Below are 23,500 nucleotides of genomic sequence, written 5' to 3'. Positions count from 1 at the left end.
GGGTCTGATAGCGCTCTCTTAAATTCCCAACAGCTTGTTGCATTGTTGATCATGATGCAGTCCAAGTGCCTGGAGTAAGAGATGGCTGCCGATACAATGCTGAAAAATATGGTGCGTGCCCTTCCTGTTTTTGCAGGTATGGAACCGCCAGCTTTCGATAAGCTGCTCGCGCAAGCCACACACAGATCAGTTCCGCAAGGCCGCACGGTTTTCCAGCAGGGCGAACAGGCCAAGCTGTTCTATATTCTGGTGCATGGTCGTTTGAAAGTAACCCAGGTCACTGCTGACGGACAGCAACTCATCGTTCGGGTGGTCAATCCCGGCGATCTGTTTGGCTTTGCGCTTGCGCTGGGACGCAAGGATTATCCCGGCACGCCTCTTGCACTGGCCGATAGCAGCGTCCTTGCATGGCCGATGGAGCTAATGACCGAATTTATGGCACGTCACCCGACGCTAGCCGTGAAGACCATGCAGATGATCGGTAGTCGTCTCGACGCTGCCCATTCGCGTATTCGCGAAATTTCCACACAGGAAGTCGAGCAGCGCGTTGCTCATGCGATCATCCGGCTTGCTGATGAAGCGGGTGTAAAAGAAGATAGCGGTATCCGCATCGATTTTCCCGTCTCGCGGCAGGACATTGCAGAATTGACCGGAACTACTTTGCACACAGTTTCGCGCATCATCAGCCAATGGCAGGGCAAAGGCTGGGTCGAAGGTGGCCGAAAATCCCTGATCGTGCGTGATCTGAGGCGCCTCAAGCACATTGCTGAAAGCGATATGTGAGTCTTATTCTCCACTATTTAAATCTATTTGATCTCAATCAAAGATATGAGTCTCGAGCCGTTCTAAATCTACATCAGCCTGGCGAATGGGCATCGTTGTGAAGTCGTCCAAGCCAGCTATGGAGATCAAACAGATGCGTAAATTTGCAATTTCGTTCGCCGCGGCAACTCTCAGCCTAATGATGGTGGCCCCCGTCATGGCTGAAAATATCGAAGTCCACATGCTTAATAAGGGCGCAGAAGGCGCAATGGTTTTCGAGCCTTCTTATATCAAGGCAAATCCCGGCGACACGATAACATTCATCCCTACTGATAAGGGGCACAATGTTGAGTCGATCAAAGGAATGATCCCAGAAGGCGTTGATGCTTTCAAAAGCAAGGTCAACGAAAATTACGTACTGACCGTCACAGAACCCGGCGCTTATTTCGTCAAATGCACACCGCATTATGCAATGGGTATGGTTGCACTGCTCGTTGTTGGCGACAATCCAGCAAATCTTGAAGGGATCGTTGCAGCCAAGAAGCCAAAGCCTGTGCAGGCAAGACTAGAGAAGGCAATTGCCAGCGCTCAGTAACAGACGGCTCTAAATTGCAGAAAACCGGTCAGGTGACGAGGATATTATGGCAATACAGGAAGGTCTGCTTGCTGCCCCCGCAGCTAAGCCCTCCGAACGGCGCGGCGCGATAGCGCGCGGTTTCAAAAAAACCGGACCGGCAATTTTTAGTTATGGCTTCCGCCCATTTTTTCTGGGCGGGGCCATCTGGGCAGTTCTGGCAATGCTGCTCTGGATATTTTCACTGACGCTTGGCCTGTCTGTCGGTGGTGCCTATGGTGCACTCAACTGGCACGCCCATGAAATGGTCTTCGGCTTTTCTTCTGCTGTTCTTGCAGGCTTTCTGCTAACAGCGGTTCCCAACTGGACTGGAAGGCTGCCAGTTTCCGGCATGCCGCTTGCAATCCTTTTTGGTGCATGGCTTCTCGGTCGTCTGGTATTTCTCAATCCCGAAATCACAAACCTGTATCTGGCTGTTGGGATCGAAAGCCTGTTTCTGCCAATGCTGCTTTTCATTTGCGCGCGTGAAATCATCGCCGGACATCAATGGAAAAACCTTAAAGTTTTGATCGCTGTGGGTGTTGTTACGTTCGCCAACATCGCATTTCACTATCTAGCTCTGAGCGGTGGTAACGTTGCAATGGCAAACCGTATCGGCGTCAGCGCCTATGTGCTGTTAATCATGCTGATCGGCGGACGCATTATTCCAAGTTTCACACGAAACTGGCTCAACAAGACCGGATCAACGCTGTTTCCAGTTCCATTCAACCGCTATGACGGATTGTGCATTTTGGTGGGCGTTGCAGCCTCTCTTTCATGGGTCACAATACCTGAATCAACGCTGACTGCAGTTCTCGCAATCACAACGGCGATACTTCACACAATCCGTCTTTATCGCTGGCGCGGCTGGACAGTGGCGCGCGAAAAGCTTCTGCTTGTGCTGCATGGTGCCTACGCTTTCGTACCAGCAGGTTATATTGCCATTGCATGCGCGGCGCTTGGGAAGCTCAACCCCTTTTCAGCGCTTCATGTCATGACGGTTGGGGTTATCGGCTGCATGATGCTTGCAGTAATGACGCGTGCCACACGCGGTCATACAGGCAGACCGCTGACAGCAACGCTAACAACACAAATTGCCTATCTGTGCGTCATTCTCGCAGCCATTATCAGGCCTTTTGCTGAAATGATGCCAAACTTCTTCCATACATTTCTTGCGGGTTCCGCACTGCTATGGATGCTGGGATTTGGTCTCTATGTCCTCGAATACGGACCTATGCTCACGCGCAAACGAAAAGCTTGAGCAGAAAACCCAGTCAACGAACGATTGTTTTGAAAGGCTGCCGCGTCAACATCATCATACTCGGCGCATGAACTTGAGAATGATCAAGATCAGCTATGACCTGTGGTCTGCTCGTTCCGTACAATTGCAGCTTGTCAATGACTATACGCTATGGAGCTAATCTTTGCAGCTTAAACATTATGGCGGCACTGCACCTTCGCATCAAGCACATTTGCGTTCTGATCAATTGGGTAAGATGACCATCAATCCAAACATTTTACGCAGGTGGAGATTGGAATGAGACGACTTTTGCAAATGGATACGTGCTCATTAATGTGCCTCAGAGCCTGAATCATAATGAATGTAACGATATCAGGCTCTTGCGATGCGCCGGGTGAGCAGGCGAATGTTTGCGATGTAGACCCAGGCTTCAGCAGACGCGACGGTTTTTTCGATATCTTTGGCCAATCTACGGCAACGTCCCAGCCATGCAAACGTCCGCTCGACCACCCATCGGCGTGGTAAGAGTTTGAAGCCCTCAGCGTGATCGGATCGTTTGACGATTTCCAGCGTAAATTTTCCGACCTTTTCCAACCTGTCTTTGAGCTTGGGTCCCGCGTATCCACCATCAGCAAAGATATGCCGTAACCACGGCCAGCGTTTGAGGATGGTTTTCAAGACATCAGGTGCACCATCTCTGTCTTGAATACCCGCAGAATGGATCACCAGACCAACCATCAAGCCGAGGGTATCAACCACAATATGACGCTTGCGACCGTTGATCTTTTTTCCGCGTCAAAGCCCCGTATTCCGCCACTTTCCGTGGTTTTTACTGACTGGCTATCGATCACGCCAGCGGTAGGGCTGGGCTGCTTTCCGGTCAACTCGCGTGCTGTCATCACGAGCGCGTTGTTGATCGTGCGCAGCATCCCTTCATCTCGCCATCGATAGAAATACTTTTGCACCGTGGAAAATGGTGGGAAGTCCGTGGGCAAAAGCCGCCATGCGCCACCTGATGAAGCAATATAAAGCAACGCATTTACCACCTCTCGCAAATCCGTCTTGCGAGGGCGTCCGAGACGGCCCGGTGCAGGCATCATCGGTTCGATGACAGTCCATTCCGCATCCGTTAAATCGCTTGCATAACGTGCGTTGCGTCGTCCATATTGTTGCCGAGCGGTTGCAGTCCAGGCCATCATGATCTCCATCGAATGTAAGCTATCCGATTGAATCATAACCTACTGAAATCGCTCAATCCTTTTTGGAACAGGCTCTAAGGCTTCAAAGCATTTCATTCGGCCTCAGCGACTATCGCGGGCAGTGAAGTGGCGCATATGATCCGCAAATATCAATTCACAAATAATCGCCGTTCGCCATTCAAAGTCTTTGCGGAGCTCGCAGCATAATTGTGTCTACAGATAAGGCAGGCCTTAACTGGCTGAAATATTTGCGACACAACCCTGACAAGCACACCACGCTCTGCAAGAAGATCGTCTACATCCGCGGTGCTCAATGCAAAGCGGTGATAGGTCCAGACAACGTAGGCAACAATTTAATGCGGATAACTAAACTCCTTCAACCGGGATAGGAGCTGAGTAATTTCATGCCATATCGATACCGGAAACGCCAGCCTCAAACAACTTGGCAATACCTGCCGGACATATGCCGGTCTATTCCGACAATGTGCCGGTTATCCCGACAGGATACTTGATGCCTGAAAATGGTTGACGTGCCAAGCTGCCGACAACAAATCTAACCCGGAAAACTGTTTATGACCGATCTCACTCATCCCGCGCCCCAGTTCTCGCCAATCGACGCTGAAAAGCTCGCCAAAGACATATTTGGCGTCACCGGAAGCGCATCCGCGCTTGATAGCGAACGGGACTGCAATTATCGGCTGAAAACTGAGAGTGATGCAGGCTGGATTTTGAAAATCGTCAATGCCAGCGAGCCAGAGGTCGAAAGCGAGTTCCAGACAGCGCTTTTTCGTCATCTCGCAAATGGTAATTCCAAACTGGCTGTGCCTTATCTCAAGCCAAGTCTTTCCGGTGAAATGCTTGCTTCCGTCACGGCTGCCGATGGTGAAAACCATGCCGTGCGGCTGGTTGGCTGGCTTCCTGGCACTCCAATGGCGCAAGTCACGCGCACCTTTGAACTGATGCGCAATCTGGGCCGCTCGCTGGGTGAACTGGATCATGCGCTTCAAGGCTTCATTCATCCCGGTGCTGTGCGTGAACTCGACTGGGATTTGCGTCATGCTGGACGCGCACGCACGCGCCTGCACTTTGTCGGTGATGCAGACAAGAGGGCATTGCTTGAGCGCTTTATCACTCGCTTTGAAACACTGGTTGCGCCGAAACTTGCAGGTCTGCGCGCGCAGGTCATTCATAATGACGCGAATGACTGGAATATTCTCGTCGATAAGGACAATAATGAGCAGATCGCAGGGCTGATCGATTTCGGCGACGCCGTTCATACGGTGCTGATTGCAGAAGTGGCGATTGCCTGTGCTTATGCAGCGCTTGATACAGAAGACCCGATTGGTGCAGCCGCAGCTCTCGCATCAGGCTTCCATGAAAAATATCCGCTGAAAGAAGAAGAAGTTGATCTTCTGTTTGAACTCATCGCGATGCGGCTTGTCACCAGCGTGACATTCTCGGCATCACGCCGCGACCAGACTGAAGACAATCCATATCTCGCTATCAGTGAAGCACCAGCATGGAATTTGCTGGCCAAAATGGATGCTATGAACCCGCGCTTCGCCACCGCTATTCTGCGCAAAGCCTGTGGTTTTGATGCGATTTCCGGCGCTGGCGCAATCCGTAAATGGATTTCCGACAATCACAAAAGCTTTGCGCCAATCGTGCAGCCCGCACCGGCTACCATGACCAAGGCAATTGTGCCTTATGGCGATGAAACGCACTTTATGACGGTCGCATCTGCTGAGCAGCGCGCAAAAGAGGCAACAGAGTGGTGGAATAATTTCTGCGCCGAAAACAATATCGAGCTCGGTATTGGTTCATGGGGCGAAAAGCGCACCGTTTATACGGATACGGCCTTTGAATCGCGCTTTATTGATGGTCTGCGTCGTATCCACCACCTCGGCGTTGACTTGTTTATGCCGGCTGGAACGCCGCTTTATACGCCGCTTGATGCGACGGTTACAAGCGTTGAAGTTGAACGCGAGCCGCTCGGCTATGGCGGTCTGGTAACGCTGTTGCACAGCCCGGAAGGTTGTCCGCCATTCGTGACCCTGTGGGGGCATATGGCGCAGGAGGCCTTGGGCCGTCTGAAGGCTGGGCAGAAGCTCAAAGCCGGTGATCTGGTTGGCTATATGGGTGATATTCATGAGAATGGTGGATGGACCCCGCATCTGCATTTAGGCATGACCACCGATCTCAATTTGACTGCGACTGAAGTTCTGGGTGTGGGCGAAACGGCCTATCTGGATGTCTGGGCTGATCTGTTCCCGGATGTCGCAGAACTGGCCGGTATTCCGCCCGAAACCTTCCATCAGGATGGTTACACACGCGCAGAGATTATCGAAAAGCGTAAGCAGATTTTGCTGCCAAACCTTTCAATCTCTTATTCTGAACCGATCAAATTCGTACGTGGTGAGGGCGCCTGGCTGATCGATAATACAGGCCGTGCCTATCTCGATTGCTTCAACAATGTTTGTCATATCGGCCATGCGCATCCTGAAGTGGTCGAAGCCATTGCGCGTCAGGCGGCGTTACTCAACACCAACACCCGCTATCTGCACGATAATATCGTCAACTATGCTGAGCGTTTGACAGCCACATTGCCGGAAGGTCTGACGGTTGCCTCTTTTGCCTGTTCAGGCAGCGAAGCAAACAGTCTGGCGCTGCGTATGGCGCGCAACCATACCAATCGCAATGAAGCAATTGTTCTCGACTGGGCCTATCACGGCACCACACAGGAGTTGATTGATCTCAGTCCTTATAAATATAAGCGTAAGGCCGGTAAGGGCCGTCCTGCTCATGTTTATGAAGGCACAATTCCTGACAGCTATCACGCTCCGGAAGACTGGCCCGTCGAGGAACATGCAAAGCGCTTTGCAGCCAATATCGCGGAGCATATTGAATCCATGCGCAAAGAAGGATGTAGTCCGGCCTTCTTCCTGGCAGAATCCATTCCGAGTGTTGCCGGTCAGGTGTTCCTGCCTGAAGGCTACCTCAAGGAAGTTTATGCGATGGTTCGCGCTGCTGGTGGCGTCTGTATCGCGGATGAAGTGCAGGTCGGTTTTGGCCGCGTGGGCAGCCATTGGTGGGCATTCGAATTGCAGGATGTGGTGCCGGATATCGTCACCATGGGCAAGCCTATCGGTAATGGGCATCCAATGTCGGCAGTTGTCACCACGCGTGAGATCGCTGACAGCTTCAACAATGGCATGGAGTACTTCAACACATTTGGCGGTAATCCGGTTTCCTGTGCTGCTGGTCTCGCTGTTCTTGACGTGATCGAACGCGATAAGCTGCGCGAAAATGCGCTTAATGTCGGCAACTATCTGCTTGATGGTTTCCGGGCGATGCAGAAGCGCTTCGATATTATCGGTGATGTTCGCGGTAGCGGTCTGTTCCTCGGTATCGAGCTGGTAACAGATCGTAAAACCAAAGCGCCCGCAACTGCTTTGGCGCGTGCAATCAATGATGGCGCAAGAGCGCACGGTATCTTGATGGGTACTGAAGGCCCGCATGATAACGTGCTGAAAATGCGCCCATCGATGGTGTTTAGCCGTGCCAATGCAGATCATCTCTTGAGCGTATTGAGCGATAGTTTTGCAGCCGCTTTGAAATAATAAATAGCTCACTCGCTATTTTGAAGGTCGCATCTTTTTATCCGTAAGGGATAAGGGTGCGACCTTTTTGTGTTTGAGTTTGGGTGCAAAAATTTGGCGGCAAGAGTGCCGACAATATGCCGGTCAATTCCGGCAATGTGTCGGGCTTGCAGACATATTGCTGGATGCTTGAAAACAAAGCCTGTGCCAAGCTCCATCATGAAGGTTGATGGTGAACCATAGCCCTAAAACAAAAAGACAAATCCAGAGGAAACCAAAAATCATGAATTCCAGGATTAAGAGCCTGATTGCTGTCGCAGCTGTCGCAATTGCTGCAACGTTCTCCATTGCCCCAGTGCAGGCAGATGAACTTGCCAAGCTCAAAGACGCTGGCAAAATGCGCATTGCGATGAGCGGTCAATATCCTCCGTTCAGCTTCACCAATGAGCAGAACGAAGTTGTTGGCTTTGACGTCGCAATTGGTTCTGCAATTGCCGACCGTCTCGGCGTAAAGCCAGAAATCGTTACAACCCCTTTTGACGGTATTATTGCTGGTCTGCTGGCGAAGAAATATGATGCCGTTGTGGCCTCGATGACCATTACACCAGAGCGCGAAAAAGCCGTTGATTTCGTCGGTCCATATTATCATGCCGGACGCACAGTCGTTGTTAAGGACAGCTCGCCTGTTCAGAAACTCGAAGAGCTGAACGGCAAGACCGTTGGCGTCACGATGGGTGATGCTCACGAAAAATGGGCGAAAGCTCAGGGCGACCTGACAGTTCGCACCTATAAGGGTCTGCCAGAAATGCTGATCGACCTTGATGCAGGTCGTCTTGATGCGCTGGTTATGGACAGCATTCCGGTAATGATTGCCGTTAAGGAAACCGGCCAGAAGGTCCGCATTCTCGAAACTCCGAATATTGATGGCGCACGTGAAGCGCTCGGCATTGCTATTCGCAAGAACAATCCAGAACTGAAAGCCGCTATGCAGAAGGCATTGGACGATATGCTTGCTGACGGCACTTACGAAAAAATCTCGATGGAATGGATCGGTAGCGACATTCGCTAACAGGATTTCCAGCCCGGCCCATTTTATCATAAACGGTAAAATGGGCCGGTTTATATGAGTTTTCGGAGTGGTTTTATGGATCTAGCGTTAATGCAGCGCGTCCTCCCGTTCTTTCTGGAGGCTGCGTGGGTCACGGTGCAGATTTCTGTACTCGCTCTTTTGCTGGGCTTTTTGATTGCCGGTCTTTTGGTGGCTGGTCGCCTGTCAAATATTATCGTTTTTCGTTCTTTGGCCGGTGCCTATGTCAGCATTTTTCGTGGCACCCCCTGCCTGGTTCAGTTGTTCGTCCTTTATTTCGGTGGACCGCAGATCGGTCTGGAACTTGAGCCATACGCAGCTGGCGTCATTGGTCTTGGTCTGAACATTGCTGCCTACATGGCTGAATCCATTCGCGGAGCAATTTCAAGCGTTGATAAGGGACAGACAGAAGCTGCCCGCTCTATAGGCTTTGATCGCGAACGCACGCTTCGGCTGATTGTTCTGCCGCAAGCAGCGCGCCTGATGATCCGTCCGCTGGGCGTCAATGCTGTAGCGCTTGTCAAAGGTTCGGCGCTGGTTTCGACAATCTCGGTGGTAGAACTCACCTATACGGCGCAGCGCTTCATCAGCTCTACATATAAACCCTTTGAGATATTTGCGGTTACGGCCGTTCTCTATATGTTCATCGTCTATGTCGTCGTTATGATTGTCGATCTTCTCGACAAACGTTTTGCGCCACGTTGAGGGAGGATTAAATGCCAGCTCTCGACTTCACTATCGTTCCTCCCTATGCAGAACTGCTTCTCGCCGGATTGTGGTGGACGCTTGTTCTCGCCGTGTCATCCAGCGTTCTCAGTTTTGTCTTTGGCATCTTTTTCGCGCTTGTCGTGCTATATGCACCGAAAATCCTGGCCTATCCGATCCGCTTCTTCATGTGGCTTTTCATGGGAACGCCGCTGCTGCTGCAGCTTTATCTTATCTATTACGGGCTTGTTCAGGTTGGCGTCGATATTCCAGCGCTCTTTGCCGGGATCATTGCTCTTAGTCTGCATTTTGCGGTTTATAATGCCGATGTTTTCCGGGCCGGTATTGTTACGGTTGATCCGGGGCAGACGGAGGGCGCACGTTCAATCGGCCTTAGTCGTGGCCAGACCTTGCGCTACATCATAATCCCGCAGGCCATCCGCAATACCATTCCGCCAATCGGCAACAATATGATCGTTTTGCTGAAAGACACATCACTTGTTTCGATTATCGGGATTGCGGAACTCGTGCACAGCGCGCAGATCGCGATCAGTGAGACATACAGCCCGTTTGAATTTTATCTGACTGCCGCCGTACTTTATTATGCTGCCAATCTCGTTATGGAAGCTGGATTGCGGCGCATCGAAAGAAAAGTGGAGGTTACGCGATGAGCGCCCTGAACCCAATGGTGGAAGTTAAAGGTGCCCGCAAAGCCTATGGTGCACTTGAAGTGCTCAAGAATATCGATCTCTCCGTCTCACGCGGACAGATTATTGCGATTATTGGGCCGAGCGGCTCGGGTAAAAGCACGTTGTTGCGCTCCATCAACCATCTTGAAACGCTGAACGGTGGCGAAGTCTGGCTTGATGGCGTACAGGTCAATCAGCCGCTGACTGGCAAAGCTTTCGAAAAGCATATCAACTCTGTTCGTCAGCAGATGGGCATGGTATTTCAGCACTTTAATCTCTTTCCGCATATGACGGTGATGGAGAATATTACGCTGGGGCCAATAAAGCTCAAAGGCATGTCAAAAAGTCAGGCACGGGAACTGGCGTCGGATTTGCTGTCTAAAGTCGGACTATCAAGCAAAGCCGATGTCTATCCATCGCGACTTTCGGGTGGGCAGAAACAGCGTGTCGCCATTGCGCGCGCATTGGCGATGCAGCCGAAAGTTATGCTTTTTGATGAGGCGACGTCCGCTCTTGATCCGGAGCTGGTCGACGAGGTCAATCTCGTCATGAAACAGCTTGCGGCTGAGCATATGACGATGTTGATCGTGACCCATGAAATGCGCTTTGCGGGAGAAGTGGCAGATAAGATTCTGTTTATGGATGGCGGCGTTGTGGTGGAAGAAGGCAAGCCGAAAGACTTGCTAACCAATCCTCAGAATGATCGTACTCGTAGCTTCCTACGTACGTATCTTGCACCGAATGGAATTTAACGCATAACCCGAAAAGCATGAAATTGTATAAAAGCGGCGAGCCAAAGGTCCGCCGCTAATTTTTCAGTAGGTTAAGAACAAGCTTATCGCTGGAGGTGATTATGCCGCGTTCTCCGCGAACAACACGAATGGCGAGCGACTGTCATTTGCGAATTGATTCTTACGGACCATATGTGCTACTTTGATCCCAGCAATGGTAGCAGAAGCTGAATGAAGGGTTTTGAAGCCTAACATATGTTTGGTGATCCGCTTGATGAAGCGATGACCCTGTTGAAGGATATTGTTCAGGTATGTGACCTTTAGGAGTTCAATCAGCTTATCCGCACCCGTAATTTTCATGATATTGTTTATAGCCAGCGCACCAGCCAAATTAGCCCCGCTTTTATCAATAACAATGTCGTTTGGAATACCATTGCTTGCGATGGCTTGCCTAAAGAACCGCCATGCAGCGTCGAGATTTCGGCGCTCAGACAGCATGAAGTCAAGGGTTTGTCCGTCTCGATCAACTGCTCGATACAGATACATCCATGTCCCTTCGACCTTAATATAGGTCTTATCAACACGCCATAAGCCAAGTGTTGGTCGTTTACATCTTTGCGCGCGGGCAGCAACCTGCGGCGAGAATTTAACCACCCACCGGTTTAATGTTGCATGGTCGATCTCTACGCCGGGTTCAGTCATTATTTCTTGAAGATCACGATAGGAAACCGGGTAACGAACGTAAAAGAATACGGCATACATGATCACACTTTTGGGGAATGCGTCCCCTTGAAATCGACCATGATTAATGCCTCGCTTCGATCTGAAATCGGTACAATCCCTTGCACGGATCATCAGATACGAAAAGTTTGCGACAGAACCGCGCTCAAAGTCCCTCTTGGCGATATTGCGCGACTGATGGGTAGCCACCGCTCGACGATCTATCGCGAGATCAAGTACAACAGCTTCCGGACACCGAGATTCCAGATTATAATGGCTATCATAGCGTTGTTGCCGACAACATCAGCAAGTACCGCAGAACACGGTTGCGCAAGATCAGACGGTACCTAGAGCTGCGCAAGTTTGTCACTTAACAATTGGAAGCAAATTGGTCGCCGGAACAGATCTGCGGGAGACTGGTTAGCCATGGCTTGAGCGCGATACGTCTATTCTCAGAAACGATCTATCGCTTCATTTATTCAAAGGAAGAATACGCGCTGAAGCTGTATGAGCACCTGGCCGAGATGCGAACAAAGCGCTGCCCACGCCGCACCAGACGATCGCGCAGCTCCTGCATTCCAGAAGCATTTTGTATTTATCAACGTCCTGATTTTGTTGGCAATCGTCTGCAATTCGGCAACTGGGAAGGCGACTTGATTATCTTTGATCGTGACCTTGGAGGAGCCAATGTCACGACACTTGTCAAACGCAAGAGCCGCTATTGCGTCATCATTAAAAACAACAGTCGGCGTTCAAAGCCTATCATGAATAAAATCATTCAGGCCTTTGCAGCGCTGCAAATAGAAAACCTTAAAGCGCCGATCTGATCATTCTGATCGGCGCTTTAAGCTAGCGGAACTCTGCAAGACGCTCTGTTAAAGAAGCAAAGGTCTGGCCATCCAGATTAATGATTATGCCGCGGTGGCGTCTTCGAAAGCTGACGAAATTTTTCCGCATCACGAATGGTTGCACCATCCGCAAGTTGCGTGACGGTTTGCCGGTAAATCATCTGCCAGGGCGTCGCATCCGCCGGTGTCTTCGGAAGGCCGTCCGCCTTCCGGCGCGCAATCTCAACATCATCCACCAACATATCGCACCTGCCCTGATTGAAGTCGATGCGAATAATATCGCCATTTCGCACCCATGCCAAACCGCCGCTTGCTGCACTTTCCGGTGAAGCGTTGAGAATGGATGGACTATCAGCGGTACCAGATTGGCGACCGTCACCGATGGTCGGCAGACTGGTAATGCCGCGTTTTAGCAAGTGATCCGGAGGCTGCATATTGACCACTTCGGCAGAGCCCGGCCAGCCGAGTGGGCCAGCGCCCCGAATGACCAGAATGCAGCGCTCATCAATATTGAGCTCCGCATCGTTGATGCGCTGATGATAATCCTCAGAGCCATCAAAAACGATAGCACGACCATCAAAAACGCCCTCGCGGCCCGGCTCTGAGAGATAGCGCTCGCGAAATTCCGGTGAGATCACACTCGTTTTCATGATGGCAAAATCAAACATATTGCCCTTCATGACAAGGAAGCCCGCACGCCACTTGAGCGGCTGCGCATAGGGGTAGATCACATCGCGGTCCGATGTTTCCCGACCTACGATATTTTCAGCAATCGATTTGCCGGTAACACTCGCACAGGCCCCATCAAGCTTTCCCGCCGAGAGCAGTTCCCACATGATTGCCGGAACACCGCCCGCCCGGTGGAATTTCTCACCCAGATATTCACCCGCTGGCTGGATATTCGCAAGTAGCGGGATGTCAAACCCCTCATCCTGCCAGTCTTCTGGCTTGAGTTCCACACCCGCATGTTTTGCCATCGCCATCAGATGTGGCTGCGCATTGGTTGAGCCGCCAATCGCCGAATTAACTTTGATCGCATTGATGAATGATGCGCGCGTGAGAATACTGGATGGACGGATGTCTTCCAGCACCAGTTCGACCGCGCGGCGGCCTGTGCGGTACGCCATCTGGCCGCGCTCACGATAGGCTGCCGGAATGGCAGCGCAACCTGTAAGCGACATGCCAAGCGCCTCTGCCATGGCATTCATCGTCGATGCCGTTCCCATCGTATTGCAGTGGCCGACCGATGGCGCAGAACTTAGCGCTGCTTCAAGAAATTCTTCTTTTGTAATTTCACCTGCTGCATATTTGCGGCGCGACTGCCATATCACCGTGCCGGAGCCTACGAGCTTGCCCTCATGCCAGCCATCAAGCATAGGTCCGCCCGAAAACACGATTGCCGGAATATCGACCGTTGAAGCGGCCATCAAAGCGGATGGGGTAGTCTTGTCGCAACCTGTTGTCAGCACAACGCCATCAAGCGGATATCCATAGAGGATTTCAACCAGCGTCATATAGGCCAGATTGCGATCCAGCGCTGCCGTCGGGCGTTTGCAGTTTTCAAACAGCGGATGACTTGGAAACTCAATGACAATGCCGCCCGCGTCCCGGATACCGTCCCGGATACGCTTCGCAAGATCAAGATGATGTCGATTGCAGGGGTTAAGATCGCTGCCAGACTGAGCAATACCAATGATTGGCTTGCCCGAACGCAATTCTTCAGGCGTGGTGCCATAATTCATGAAGCGCTCAAGATAGAGCGCTGTCAGATCCAGATGATCGGGATTATCGAACCAATCCTGAGAGCGTAGCCGACGCGGCGTACTTCGATCATCATTCATTGGTCTTCCTCCGGCTCACGGTTGTTGAGCCTCTCCAAATGCAGCAACAAGCCTGAGTGGTCCTTTTCCCCATGGCCAGATTCTACGAATGCGCGGAATTCATCACGAACTCCCTCGGTCAGTGGCAACTCAAGGGACAGAGTTTCAGCCATTGCTGCGACTGCATCCAGATCTTTCAATTGTAATCGTGAAGGTCCACCAGGCTCAAAACTACGCTCTACCATGCGTTTGCCATGCAATTCCAGAATGCGGCTTTCCGCAAAGCCACCGCGAATGGCATCGCGAAACTTGCCGCGATCCGCACCACCGGCTTCCACCAGCATCATGGCTTCAGCAACGGCACCGATGGTGATCGCAACAATCTGCTGGTTGGCTAGCTTGCATACCTGCCCCGCACCCGAAGGCCCGACATGCGTAACGCGGCCAAGAGCTGCAAACACATCCGCCAGTTCCTCAACAAGTGCCCCATCACCGCCAGCCATGAGTGCAAGAGTTCCTGCCTCTGCTCCGACAGTTCCGCCGGAAACAGGGCAATCAATATGCCGGATACCCATTGCATTCAAATGCTGCGCATGTTTCCGCGCAATCGGTGGAGCGATAGACGAAGTATCAATGACAACGGCACCCGTCTTAAGTGCGGCGGCAACGCCCCCATCAAACAGCACCGCGCCGACCGCTTTGCCATCGGAAAGCATTGTAAAAACCAAGTCGGCGTCTTTGACAGCTTCAACAGCGCTTGTGGCGACAATCGCACCATTTTGAGCCAAGGGCTTGGCCTTTGTGTTATCGCGATTCCACACAGAAACGCTATAACCAGCACCAAGCAGGCGTCGAACCATTGGCGCCCCCATAAGGCCTGTGCCAAGGAAAGCAATCTTGCGCGTCAAAGCGAACCTCCAAGCTCATCCTCAATATGAGCATGAATAATCTGGTCAAATGAGGTTTCTGCCTCAAACCCCAACGCGTGCGCGCGCTTGGCTTCAAAACCCGGCGCCCATCCCGCACACATCTTTATGATCATCTCATCGGGCTCGCGACGAATAAGCGCGACCGCTTTTTCACCGGCGATACGGCGTAATGCTTCGATCTGCTCTCCGACGGTGACGGAAAGGCCCGGCATAAACAAATTGCGGCGCGCTCCAACGCGCTGAAGATCCATCGTAGCACCATGAATAAGAAAACCAACGGCAGAGCGCGGCGAGGCATGCCAATGACGAACGTCTTCGGATACGGGCAACACGGCTTCCTGCCCGATCAAGGGCTCACGCAAGATATTCGAGAAGAAGCCTGATGCGGCGGCGTTGGGCTTGCCCGGACGAATGCAAATCGTCGGCAAGCGGATACCAATGCCATCGAAAAAGCCGCGCCGCGTATAATCGGATAACAGCAACTCGCAGATTGCCTTCTGCGTGCCATAACTGGTTAGTGGCGTCAGGTGGAACTCATCGGGAATAGGAAACGGCAGTGGCGCGCCGACAACTGCAATCGAAGACGTGAAAACAATGCGCGGAAAATAACCGTCTTCCATGTGCGCTTGGCGAACGGCATCAAACAGAAGACGCGTACCATCGAGATTGATCCGGTAGCCCTTATCAAAATCAAGCTCTGCTTCACCCGAAACAATGGCCGCCAGATGAAAAATGATGTCTGGGCGTGTTTTTATCAGCTTCTCAGCGGTGCCGGGTACAGAAAAATCGCCACTTTCAAGCCTGACCTTGCCTGTAAAATCTACAGGTGATTCCGGCTTTACGGCATCGACCAGCGTCAGTGTTTGGATTGACTTGCCATCAAGGCCGCCATCTTTAACCAATCGCTGCGACAGCTTGCGGCCGACCATACCTGCCGCGCCTATAATCATAATATGCATTATCTTCTCCTCCACGACAGATCTTATTCGATTCTGTGTGCTCCAACACCAAAAGCCCGAAAAAGTATTTGTAAGGTTGTCTGATAACCTTATATCATGCGCTTGAAAACCAAAATAATGAATTTGCCCTCTGCATCATCGAACAAGGCAGGCAGGAGGCTGGAGGAATCATGCAACTGGAAATCAGACCCACGAGCGCCGCTGACACCGCATCAGATCATGTGCAGGCGCTAATCGCTCAATTGGGAACAGACCTTGTTCTTTCCGGCGACGATATGGATCGCTTTTGCCGCGACTGGCACGATGATGTGATTAGCAGTGCTCTTGCGGTGCTGCGTCCGCGTTCGACACAAGATGTATCCGCATGCATAAAAGCGGTGAGCGCGCGTGGACTTTCCATTGTCCCGCAAGGCGGCAATACCGGTCTTGTGCTTGGAGCAATACCCGATTCCCCTGCAACGCAGGTTGTTCTAAGCCTTGAGCGCATGACAAACGTGCGCAGCATTGATGCCGATGATTTTTCGGCAGTCGTCGAGGCTGGCTGCATTCTGTCGGAATTCAAGGACAGGGTTGAAGCGGCTGGAATGTTCTTTCCACTTGCGCTGGGCGCACAAGGGTCTTGTCGCATTGGCGGAAATGTGTCCACCAATGCAGGCGGCATTAATGTGCTGCGCTATGGCATGACGCGTGAACTCGTCCTCGGTCTGGAGGTTGTGCTACCGGATGGCTCCATCTTCGATGGCCTTTCAACGCTGCGCAAAGATAACCGCGGTATAGACCTGAAGCAGCTGTTCATCGGTGCTGAGGGCACTTTGGGCATCATTACAGCCGTTGCCGTCAAGCTTATGCCGCATCCTGAACAGGTCACGACCGCGCTGCTCGGACTGAATTCTCTTGATGATGCGATCGCGCTCTATCGCCGCGCACGATATGATTGTTGCGACTTGATCTCGGCATTCGAGTTCATGCCGCCTCTTGCCTTCACTCTGGCACGCGAAGCAATGCCGGATTTGGCCATGCCGATGGACGGAAATTACCCGGCCTATGTACTGGTGGAAATTTCCGGCTCCGGCCTGATAGATATTGAAGACCTCATGCAGCGTTTTCTTGAAAACGTCATGCAGGATGGTCTTGTTGTCGACGGGGTCATTGCAACTTCGCATGACCAATCCCGTAAACTTTGGCTGTTCCGCGAAGGAATGAATGAAGGGCAGGCCAAGCGTGGGCCGCATCTGCGGACAGACGTTTCTGTGCCATTGTCGCGCCTCGCCGATTTTGTCCGTGACGCAGAAGCTGCCGTTTATGCTTCTCTTCCAGAGTGCATTTGCGTGTCTTACGGTCATGTTGGCGACGGCAATGTTCACCTCAATGTTCTGCCGCCTGTGATGCTTGATCGCAAAGAGACTGATGCCTGCATTTATGCAGCCAAAAACATCATCAATGATGTGCTCGAACGTTATGAAGGCTCAATCAGTGCAGAGCATGGGATTGGTCGCCTGAAGCGTCCAGATTTTGAAAAACGCTTGCCTGATATTCGCAGGCAGTTGCTGAGCAAGATCAAGACTGCAATTGATCCGGCTCACGCGATGAATCCGGGCTGTCAATTGAGCTTTCCTGCGAATTCTCAAACAACCGCCTGAAGAATATACGCAGGCGTGCTGCATGTGGCGGAATCTGCGTAAATAATATGTTTGGAATGTTTGCCTGCATGCGTTGCTGCGAAGCGCGGAGCGACGCTCAATCCCTATCGTTGTTTTTTGCGGGTCCGCTTATAATGCAGACAACCGTTTAAAATTAAGCTGCAACAGACGATCACTGAACACGTAATTTCAGTTCTGGACAGGGAAACAAACTCCAACTAAAACAGTTGGCACGGTTGTCAGACATCCTGACAATAAGGCAGCATCGGTGTTGGAGGCCGCTGTCTTTTAAAGTGAGCATAGCCTTGTTCCATGTGGAGGAGAAGGCCAGCAAGCGACCTGTTTGTCGCTAAATGTTGAGTCGTATGTTTCCCTGTGCCGGAGACAGGAAACAAATAATTGTAGCTTCCATTGGAGGGAGGCTATGGGGAGGAGGGTCGCTTGAATTCAAAGCATTCGCTGAGTGCACTCAGAATTTTGCCTGCCAATGTGCAAAATGCTATTTTGTTCGACCGGGTTTCTGCGCCGGATACAAAAGGCATGATGTCATGATCAAGAAGCTAACTGATCTGTTTTTCCGATTTCTGGCGCTGCTTATGATTTTGGCGCTGGCAAGCATGGCACTGATGGTTTTCATCAATGTTGTCCTTCGCTATGGCATGAATTCAGGCATTGCCATTTCCGATGAAATGTCCCGATACTTTTTTGTGTGGCTGACCTTTATTGGTGCCGTCGTTGCACACCGTGAAAACCTGCATATGGGCGTTGAGACGGTCGTACAACGCTTTGGGCGAACCGGTCGAATAGTTCTCATGAGCGTTTCCAATCTAGTTATCATGGGTGTTTCAGCAGTCCTCTTTTGGGGAACTTGGCAGCAGTTGCCTATCAACGCCTCTATGGTCGCGCCCGTGAGCGGTCTTTCCATGGGCTGGGTCTACGGCATCGGGTTGTTCACGGGTGCTGGCATTTTCCTGATTTCGCTTGAAAGATTGTTCCGCATTGTAACGGGCCGCATCACCGAAGACGAAATTTCTGCCTTCGCGGGTGAACATACCAGCATTGAAAAACTCTCGGAGCGTGCCTGATGACTCTTCTCGTATTCATTGGATCGCTCGTCGGCGCCATGGCCATCGGCGTACCGGTCGCTTTTGCACTTATGCTCTGTGGTGTCGCGCTGATGTGGCACATGGACATGTTCAATACGCAGATCATTGCCCAGAACATGATTGCGGGTGCTGATACATTCACTCTGCTCGCGATCCCTTTCTTCATTCTCGCTGGTGAGTTGATGAACTCAGGCGGCCTATCCCGTCGTATCATTGATTTTGCAATTGCCTGCGTTGGTCATATTCGCGGTGGATTGGGCATCGTCGCAATTTTCGCGGCCATCATCATGGCGTCTATTTCCGGCTCTGCGGCGGCCGACACTGCAGCACTTGCTGCCATTCTCATTCCGATGATGGCCAAGGCGGGTTATAATGTTCCTCGCTCTGCCGGCCTTATTGCTGCAGGCGGCATTATTGCGCCGGTTATTCCACCTTCAATGGCCTTCATTGTCTTCGGTGTCGCCGCCAATGTCTCCATCACAAAACTTTTCATGGCAGGCATCTTCCCCGGTGTCTTGATGGGAATCTCTCTCATCATCACCTGGCTGTTGGTTGTCCGGAAGGACAAAGTCGAAACTCTTCCTCGCGTTTCAGGCAAAGAGCGCCTGAAAGCCAGTGGTCGCGCTGCATGGGCACTTGGCATGCCCGTCATCATTCTGGGTGGCATCCGGGCCGGAATTGTAACGCCCACTGAGGCGGCGGTTGTTGCAGCGATGTACGCCCTCTTCGTGGGCATGTTCATTTACCGCGAACTCAAGATAACCGATCTTGGTCACGTGTTTCTTCGAGCCGCGAAAACAACGTCTGTTGTTATGTTCCTTGTCTGCGCGGCTCTCGTGTCTGCATGGCTTATTACAGCAGCGAATATTCCGGCTGAGATCAGCAACTATATCGAACCACTGATCGACCGTCCGACTTTGTTGCTCTTCGTGATCATGCTTCTGGTTCTGGTTGTGGGTACAGCACTTGATCTGACACCCACGATCCTGATCTTAACGCCGGTTCTGATGCCGATTATCCAAAAAGCAGGTATTGACCCTGTTTATTTCGGCGTTCTCTTTATTATGAATACATCTATCGGCCTTCTCACACCACCGGTTGGTGTTGTGCTGAACGTCGTCTCCGGCGTTGGCCGCGTGCCGCTCGGTCGTGTCATAACAGGCGTTTTTCCGTTCTTAATTGCCGAGATTTGCGTACTGCTCCTTCTGGTTCTGTTCCCAAGTCTCGTTCTTGTTCCTGCCAGCTGGCTCTATTGAGTCACTGGTTTCTTCTACTTTCTATAACTCTGGGAGGATACTTATGAGAAAATTCCTAATCGCAACAACCGCACTGGTTTCTGCCGTTGCAACTTTTGCCATTGCACCAGCACAGGCTGAATTCAAGAGCCGCAACATCCGCGTCTCCAATGGCATCAATGCTGATCACCCGGTCGGCGACGGCATCAAGGCAATGCAAGCATGTCTTGATGAAAAATCGGATGGAAAGCTGAAGTTGACCGCATTCTGGGGTGGCGCTTTAGGCGGCGATCTTCAGGCAACGCAGGCTCTGCGTTCTGGCGTACAGGAAGCCGTTGTCACGTCCTCTTCGCCTTTGGTCGGCATTGTTCCCGCACTCGGCGTCTTCGATCTTCCGTTCCTGTTCGCCAACGCTGAAGAAGCCTATACCGTGATGGATGGTGAATTCGGCGATCTTCTGAATGAAAAGCTCGATGCGGCAGGTCTGGTTAATCTGGGTTATTGGGAGAACGGCTTCCGCAACCTGTCCAACTCCAAGCGCCCAGTCAACAAATGGGAAGATCTTGAAGGTATGAAAGTTCGCGTTATGCAGAACAATATCTTCCTCGATACATTCAAAAATTTTGGCGCCAATGCCACTCCAATGGCCTTTGGTGAAGTTTTCTCTGCGCTGGAAACAAAGGCTATTGATGCACAGGAAAATCCCTATGTGACAATTGACACCTCTAAATTTTATGAAGTGCAGGAATATGTTTCCGAAACAAAACACGCCTACACACCGTTCCTTTTCTTGTTCTCCAAGCCTATCTTCAATACCTATTCTCCTGAAGAACAGGCTGCTCTGAAGGAATGTGCCAGTGTTGGTCGCGATGTCGAACGCAGCGTGATTGCCGAACTCAACAAGAAGTCGCTGGCAAAAATCGAAGCGGCTGGCGTAAAATTCAACACGATCACGCCTGAAGAACATGCCCGCATCCTCGAAAAGTCTCAGGTGATCTACGAAAAGCATAAGGCTGACATCGGCCCAGATATCGTGGACCGCGTTCAGAGCATCCTCGCTGATCTGCGCAAGTAAATCTAAGCATCAATGCAAATATAAAACCCGCGGCGTTTGTTCACCGCGGGTTTTCATTGAGAGATTTTTGATAGATAAAGAATACGCTTTCAGGCTTCCCGCTTTACCCGTTGTTCGCGGAAGAAGATGAACAACCCTGACCCCACGATGAGCACTGCGCCGATCATCATGCTTGTTCTCGGAACATCTCCGAAAAACATCCAGCCAAACAGCACAGCCCATAACAAAAGCGTATATTGCAATGGAGCGACCGTTGCCGCATCGGATATTTTCAATGCGCGATTAACGAGCATATGCGCAGCCATAGCAACGATTCCCAAAAGCAGCATGAGTACAAGATCGGTAGACGTTTCCATCGGCCGCCAGTCAAATGGCGCAAAAATGAAGCCCGCGATCAGCGCACCTATTAATTGAAAGAAAACCAGCGTTTTGTCCGGTGTGGCGCGTAGGCTGCGGCCTGAGACCATCATGAAAGCAAAGGCAACCGTACCGACAATCGCAATAATCGCGGGCGTGGTAAACATGGCACTGGAAGGATTAAGCGCGATAATTACCCCCACGAAGCCTATACTAATGGCTGCCCAGCGACGCCAGCCAACTTTTTCGCCAAGCAGAAAAGGCGAAGCTGCTGCTACATAGATCGGTGCGGCCAACCAATATGTCATAACATCAGCCAGCGGCAGATACATCACCGCATAGTAGAACGCAAAGACCTCCAAGGTCGAAAAGAAAACACGTGCTGCTTGCAACAAAGGTTTTTCCGCTCTCACAATGGGTTGAAGCCCAGCCCGCCAAAGAAAGGGTGCCAAAATTATAAGCGCCGCAACACTACGAATGAGAATAACCTGACCAACGCTGTAACTGGCTACAAGCCATTTACCCATTGCATCGTTTAATGAAAACATCAGCATGCCGACAAGCATAATAGCCGGTCCGGCGATTGCTAACATGGCGCTACCGCCGTGGTGTGGTTGTGTGGTGGCAGACATGGAGCCTCCGATCATGACTGTAAGTTAAATTGTTCGACCTTATATCGAGGCTGTATCTGAAACCCGGCGACTTACCGTGAATGCTTTGTCCAGATCCGGGTTTAATGCCATACCAAGACCCGGGCCGGGGGGCACCGTAATCGTGCCGTTCTTCACCTCTGGCAAAGCCGTGACAAGATCGCGATACCAGGTCCGATAAAAGGCACGGACACTCTCCTGCACCAGTGCGTTCGGCGCATTAAGCGATAGATGGGTCGAAGCACACAACACCACTGGACCAGTACAGTCATGGGGAGCAACAGGCAGATGCCACGCTTCAGCCATCGACGCAATTTTTCGCGCTTCAGACAATCCGCCGCACCACGAAATATCCAGCATGACAATGCCCGCAACGCCGGTTTCAAGATAATCGCGAAAGCCCCATCGCGAGGCCAGCGTTTCAGATGCGGAAATGGGCGCGGGAGAAACGTCTGCATAGCGTTTGAGACTGGAGAGACTATCCATCTTGATCGGATCTTCATGCCAGAAAGTGCCATAAGGCGTCAGCGCTTTTGCGATCTGCATCGCGGGCAAAAGCTGCCACATGGAGTGGAACTCCACCATAATATCGATCCGGTCACCAACGGCCTTGCGGATTTTTTCAAAAGGCTCAAGCGCTGCTATCATATCCGACGATGCTATATATTGACCGCGCGTTTTTTCCGCAGCTGCATCAAAGGGCCAGATTTTCATAGCCGTGATGCCCTCTTCAAGAAGAGAGTGGGCCAATTCATCTGCCCTGTGTAAAAAGCCATTCAGATCATCATAATCGCGACCGGTCGAAAGGCCATAATTAGCTGTGGTCTGGCCAGTTGCCTTCTTGATATATTCTGTGCCGGCACACGTGTTGTATGTTCGAATTTCGCGTCGCGAAAAACCTCCCAGAAGCTGAGCTATAGGTTGGTGGGTTGCCTTGCCGAAAATGTCCCACAACGCAATGTCAAAAGCCGAGTTACCGCGCACTTCCGCGCCCGATGAACGAAAGCCGACATATCCCACAAGATCGGACGCCAAACGGTCGATTTCCAGAGGATCGCGTCCAATAACTCGGGGTACAACATACTCGTGAATGTAAGCTTCAACAGTTTTCGCACCGAAAAACGTTTCGCCAAGCCCCGTGATCCCCTCGTCTGTATGAACAAGAACCCAAAGCAGGTTCGCGCGTTCTGCCACGCGCACAGTTTCTAACGCCGTGATTTTCATAGATTCCTCCTAAACTCCCCCTTGAATACTCCTCATGAGCCTTTTGGATTACTCATAACTTGACAAATGGAAGTAGCAAATTTGTTAGCGTTTCGAGATGCAGATTCTCAAAGGCATTGCCAAGTCGTTTCATTAAGGCTTCAAGTCGCTTGAGTCTGTGTTTTCAAGTGACTATTGTAGTAGTGTACTCACGCTATAATGCAAATGAATCGGTGCGTGCATTGCGGTTGGATATGGTGATGAGATTGTTGCGGCGAGGACGGAATATCATGTTGATATAATAGTAGGCCGAAAATAATCGTTGCGCCTGAC

19 protein-coding genes and 3 pseudogenes are annotated in these 23,500 nt (G+C 51.4%); 15 read left to right on the top strand and 7 right to left on the bottom strand.

The window, feature by feature from the left end; all coding sequences use genetic code 11:
* Positions 1 to 81 precede the first annotated feature (81 nt).
* From RI570_RS18250 to RI570_RS18240, 3 genes are all read left to right on the top strand, one after another.
* Positions 82 to 783: a Crp/Fnr family transcriptional regulator gene (locus RI570_RS18250; protein ID WP_313830160.1), complete on the top strand. Its 702-nt coding sequence runs from the start codon at positions 82 to 84 to the stop codon at positions 781 to 783.
* 133 nt (positions 784 to 916) lie between these two features.
* Positions 917 to 1,357 (top strand): pseudoazurin, encoded by a 441-nt coding sequence (locus RI570_RS18245; RefSeq protein WP_024899698.1) that lies wholly within the window; start codon positions 917 to 919, stop codon positions 1,355 to 1,357.
* Between the two features lie 46 nt (positions 1,358 to 1,403).
* A complete protein-coding gene (locus RI570_RS18240) occupies positions 1,404 to 2,636 on the top strand; it encodes an NnrS family protein (protein WP_313830159.1) in 1,233 nt (410 codons plus the stop codon).
* 351 nt (positions 2,637 to 2,987) lie between these two features.
* Here RI570_RS18240 and RI570_RS18235 read toward each other — a convergent pair.
* Positions 2,988 to 3,811 (bottom strand): IS5 family transposase gene (locus RI570_RS18235; RefSeq protein WP_313830158.1). Its coding sequence is split into 2 segments (ribosomal slippage): positions 2,988 to 3,409 and positions 3,409 to 3,811, totalling 825 coding nucleotides; the frame shifts between segments, so codons are not numbered across the junction.
* Positions 3,812 to 3,892: 81 nt separating this feature from the next.
* On the opposite strand from RI570_RS18235, the pseudogene RI570_RS18230 reads away from it, so the two are divergent.
* From RI570_RS18230 to RI570_RS18195, 7 genes and pseudogenes are all read left to right on the top strand, one after another.
* Positions 3,893 to 4,021, top strand: a pseudogene (locus RI570_RS18230) (IS6 family transposase); the annotation flags it as partial.
* Positions 4,022 to 4,386: 365 nt separating this feature from the next.
* Positions 4,387 to 7,434 (top strand): aminotransferase class III-fold pyridoxal phosphate-dependent enzyme, encoded by a 3,048-nt coding sequence (locus RI570_RS18220; RefSeq protein WP_313830157.1) that lies wholly within the window; start codon positions 4,387 to 4,389, stop codon positions 7,432 to 7,434.
* 83 nt (positions 7,435 to 7,517) lie between these two features.
* Complete coding sequence (locus tag RI570_RS18215; protein ID WP_313830156.1) at positions 7,518 to 7,643, top strand: hypothetical protein; 126 nt, start codon at positions 7,518 to 7,520, stop codon at positions 7,641 to 7,643.
* Positions 7,644 to 7,696: 53 nt separating this feature from the next.
* Positions 7,697 to 8,482 (top strand): ABC transporter substrate-binding protein, encoded by a 786-nt coding sequence (locus tag RI570_RS18210; protein WP_250043921.1) that lies wholly within the window; start codon positions 7,697 to 7,699, stop codon positions 8,480 to 8,482.
* A gap of 75 nt (positions 8,483 to 8,557) precedes the next feature.
* Positions 8,558 to 9,205, top strand: coding sequence for an amino acid ABC transporter permease (locus RI570_RS18205; RefSeq protein WP_313830155.1), 648 nt, complete (start codon positions 8,558 to 8,560; stop codon positions 9,203 to 9,205).
* A gap of 11 nt (positions 9,206 to 9,216) precedes the next feature.
* Complete coding sequence (locus RI570_RS18200; protein WP_250043917.1) at positions 9,217 to 9,876, top strand: amino acid ABC transporter permease; 660 nt, start codon at positions 9,217 to 9,219, stop codon at positions 9,874 to 9,876.
* Positions 9,873 to 10,646: an amino acid ABC transporter ATP-binding protein gene (locus RI570_RS18195; protein WP_313830154.1), complete on the top strand. Its 774-nt coding sequence runs from the start codon at positions 9,873 to 9,875 to the stop codon at positions 10,644 to 10,646. The genes RI570_RS18200 and RI570_RS18195 overlap by 4 nt, the downstream gene beginning before the upstream one ends.
* Before the next feature lie 99 nt (positions 10,647 to 10,745).
* Here RI570_RS18195 and RI570_RS18190 read toward each other — a convergent pair.
* Positions 10,746 to 11,428: pseudogene (locus tag RI570_RS18190) on the bottom strand (IS6 family transposase).
* On the opposite strand from RI570_RS18190, the pseudogene RI570_RS18185 reads away from it, so the two are divergent.
* Positions 11,427 to 12,142: pseudogene (locus RI570_RS18185) on the top strand (IS30 family transposase); the annotation flags it as partial. The pseudogenes RI570_RS18190 and RI570_RS18185 overlap by 2 nt on opposite strands.
* 107 nt (positions 12,143 to 12,249) lie before the next feature.
* On the opposite strand, the gene RI570_RS18180 reads toward RI570_RS18185, so the two are convergent.
* From RI570_RS18180 to denD, 3 genes are read right to left on the bottom strand one after another with little or no spacing between them, the layout of a single operon-like run.
* Positions 12,250 to 14,034 (bottom strand): IlvD/Edd family dehydratase, encoded by a 1,785-nt coding sequence (locus RI570_RS18180; RefSeq protein ID WP_313830152.1) that lies wholly within the window; start codon positions 14,032 to 14,034, stop codon positions 12,250 to 12,252.
* Positions 14,031 to 14,921 (bottom strand): NAD(P)-dependent oxidoreductase, encoded by an 891-nt coding sequence (locus RI570_RS18175; RefSeq protein ID WP_313830151.1) that lies wholly within the window; start codon positions 14,919 to 14,921, stop codon positions 14,031 to 14,033. The genes RI570_RS18180 and RI570_RS18175 overlap by 4 nt, the downstream gene beginning before the upstream one ends.
* Positions 14,918 to 15,901, bottom strand: a complete 984-nt coding sequence (gene denD / locus RI570_RS18170; protein ID WP_313830150.1) for a D-erythronate dehydrogenase — start codon at positions 15,899 to 15,901, stop codon at positions 14,918 to 14,920. The genes RI570_RS18175 and denD overlap by 4 nt, the downstream gene beginning before the upstream one ends.
* 170 nt (positions 15,902 to 16,071) lie before the next feature.
* Between denD and RI570_RS18165 the strand changes: the two genes are divergently transcribed.
* The 4 genes from RI570_RS18165 to RI570_RS18150 all read left to right on the top strand — a co-directional run bounded on the left by RI570_RS18165 (position 16,072) and on the right by RI570_RS18150 (position 20,957).
* Positions 16,072 to 17,541, top strand: a complete 1,470-nt coding sequence (locus tag RI570_RS18165; protein ID WP_313830149.1) for an FAD-binding oxidoreductase — start codon at positions 16,072 to 16,074, stop codon at positions 17,539 to 17,541.
* A gap of 548 nt (positions 17,542 to 18,089) precedes the next feature.
* Entirely contained in the window at positions 18,090 to 18,626 is a 537-nt protein-coding gene (locus RI570_RS18160) for a TRAP transporter small permease (RefSeq protein ID WP_409558704.1), read from the top strand.
* A complete protein-coding gene (locus tag RI570_RS18155) occupies positions 18,626 to 19,903 on the top strand; it encodes a TRAP transporter large permease subunit (protein WP_313830148.1) in 1,278 nt (425 codons plus the stop codon). Before RI570_RS18160 ends, RI570_RS18155 begins: the two co-directional genes overlap by 1 nt.
* Positions 19,904 to 19,946: 43 nt before the next feature.
* Positions 19,947 to 20,957, top strand: a complete 1,011-nt coding sequence (locus tag RI570_RS18150; RefSeq protein WP_265985923.1) for a TRAP transporter substrate-binding protein — start codon at positions 19,947 to 19,949, stop codon at positions 20,955 to 20,957.
* Between the two features lie 89 nt (positions 20,958 to 21,046).
* Here the strand turns inward: RI570_RS18150 and RI570_RS18145 are convergent, their stop codons facing one another.
* Complete coding sequence (locus RI570_RS18145; RefSeq protein ID WP_409558703.1) at positions 21,047 to 21,946, bottom strand: DMT family transporter; 900 nt, start codon at positions 21,944 to 21,946, stop codon at positions 21,047 to 21,049.
* Between the two features lie 39 nt (positions 21,947 to 21,985).
* Positions 21,986 to 23,188 carry a mandelate racemase/muconate lactonizing enzyme family protein gene (locus RI570_RS18140; RefSeq protein WP_313830147.1) on the bottom strand — a complete coding sequence of 401 codons (1,203 nt, stop codon included), beginning with the start codon at positions 23,186 to 23,188 and terminating at the stop codon, positions 21,986 to 21,988.
* Positions 23,189 to 23,500: the final 312 nt, after the last annotated feature.

The organism is Brucella pseudogrignonensis (assembly GCF_032190615.1).
Lineage (GTDB): Bacteria > Pseudomonadota > Alphaproteobacteria > Rhizobiales > Rhizobiaceae > Brucella > Brucella pseudogrignonensis_B.
The sequence above is the reverse complement of the archived record's forward strand: the minus strand, read 5'-3'. Positions and strand labels throughout refer to the sequence as shown.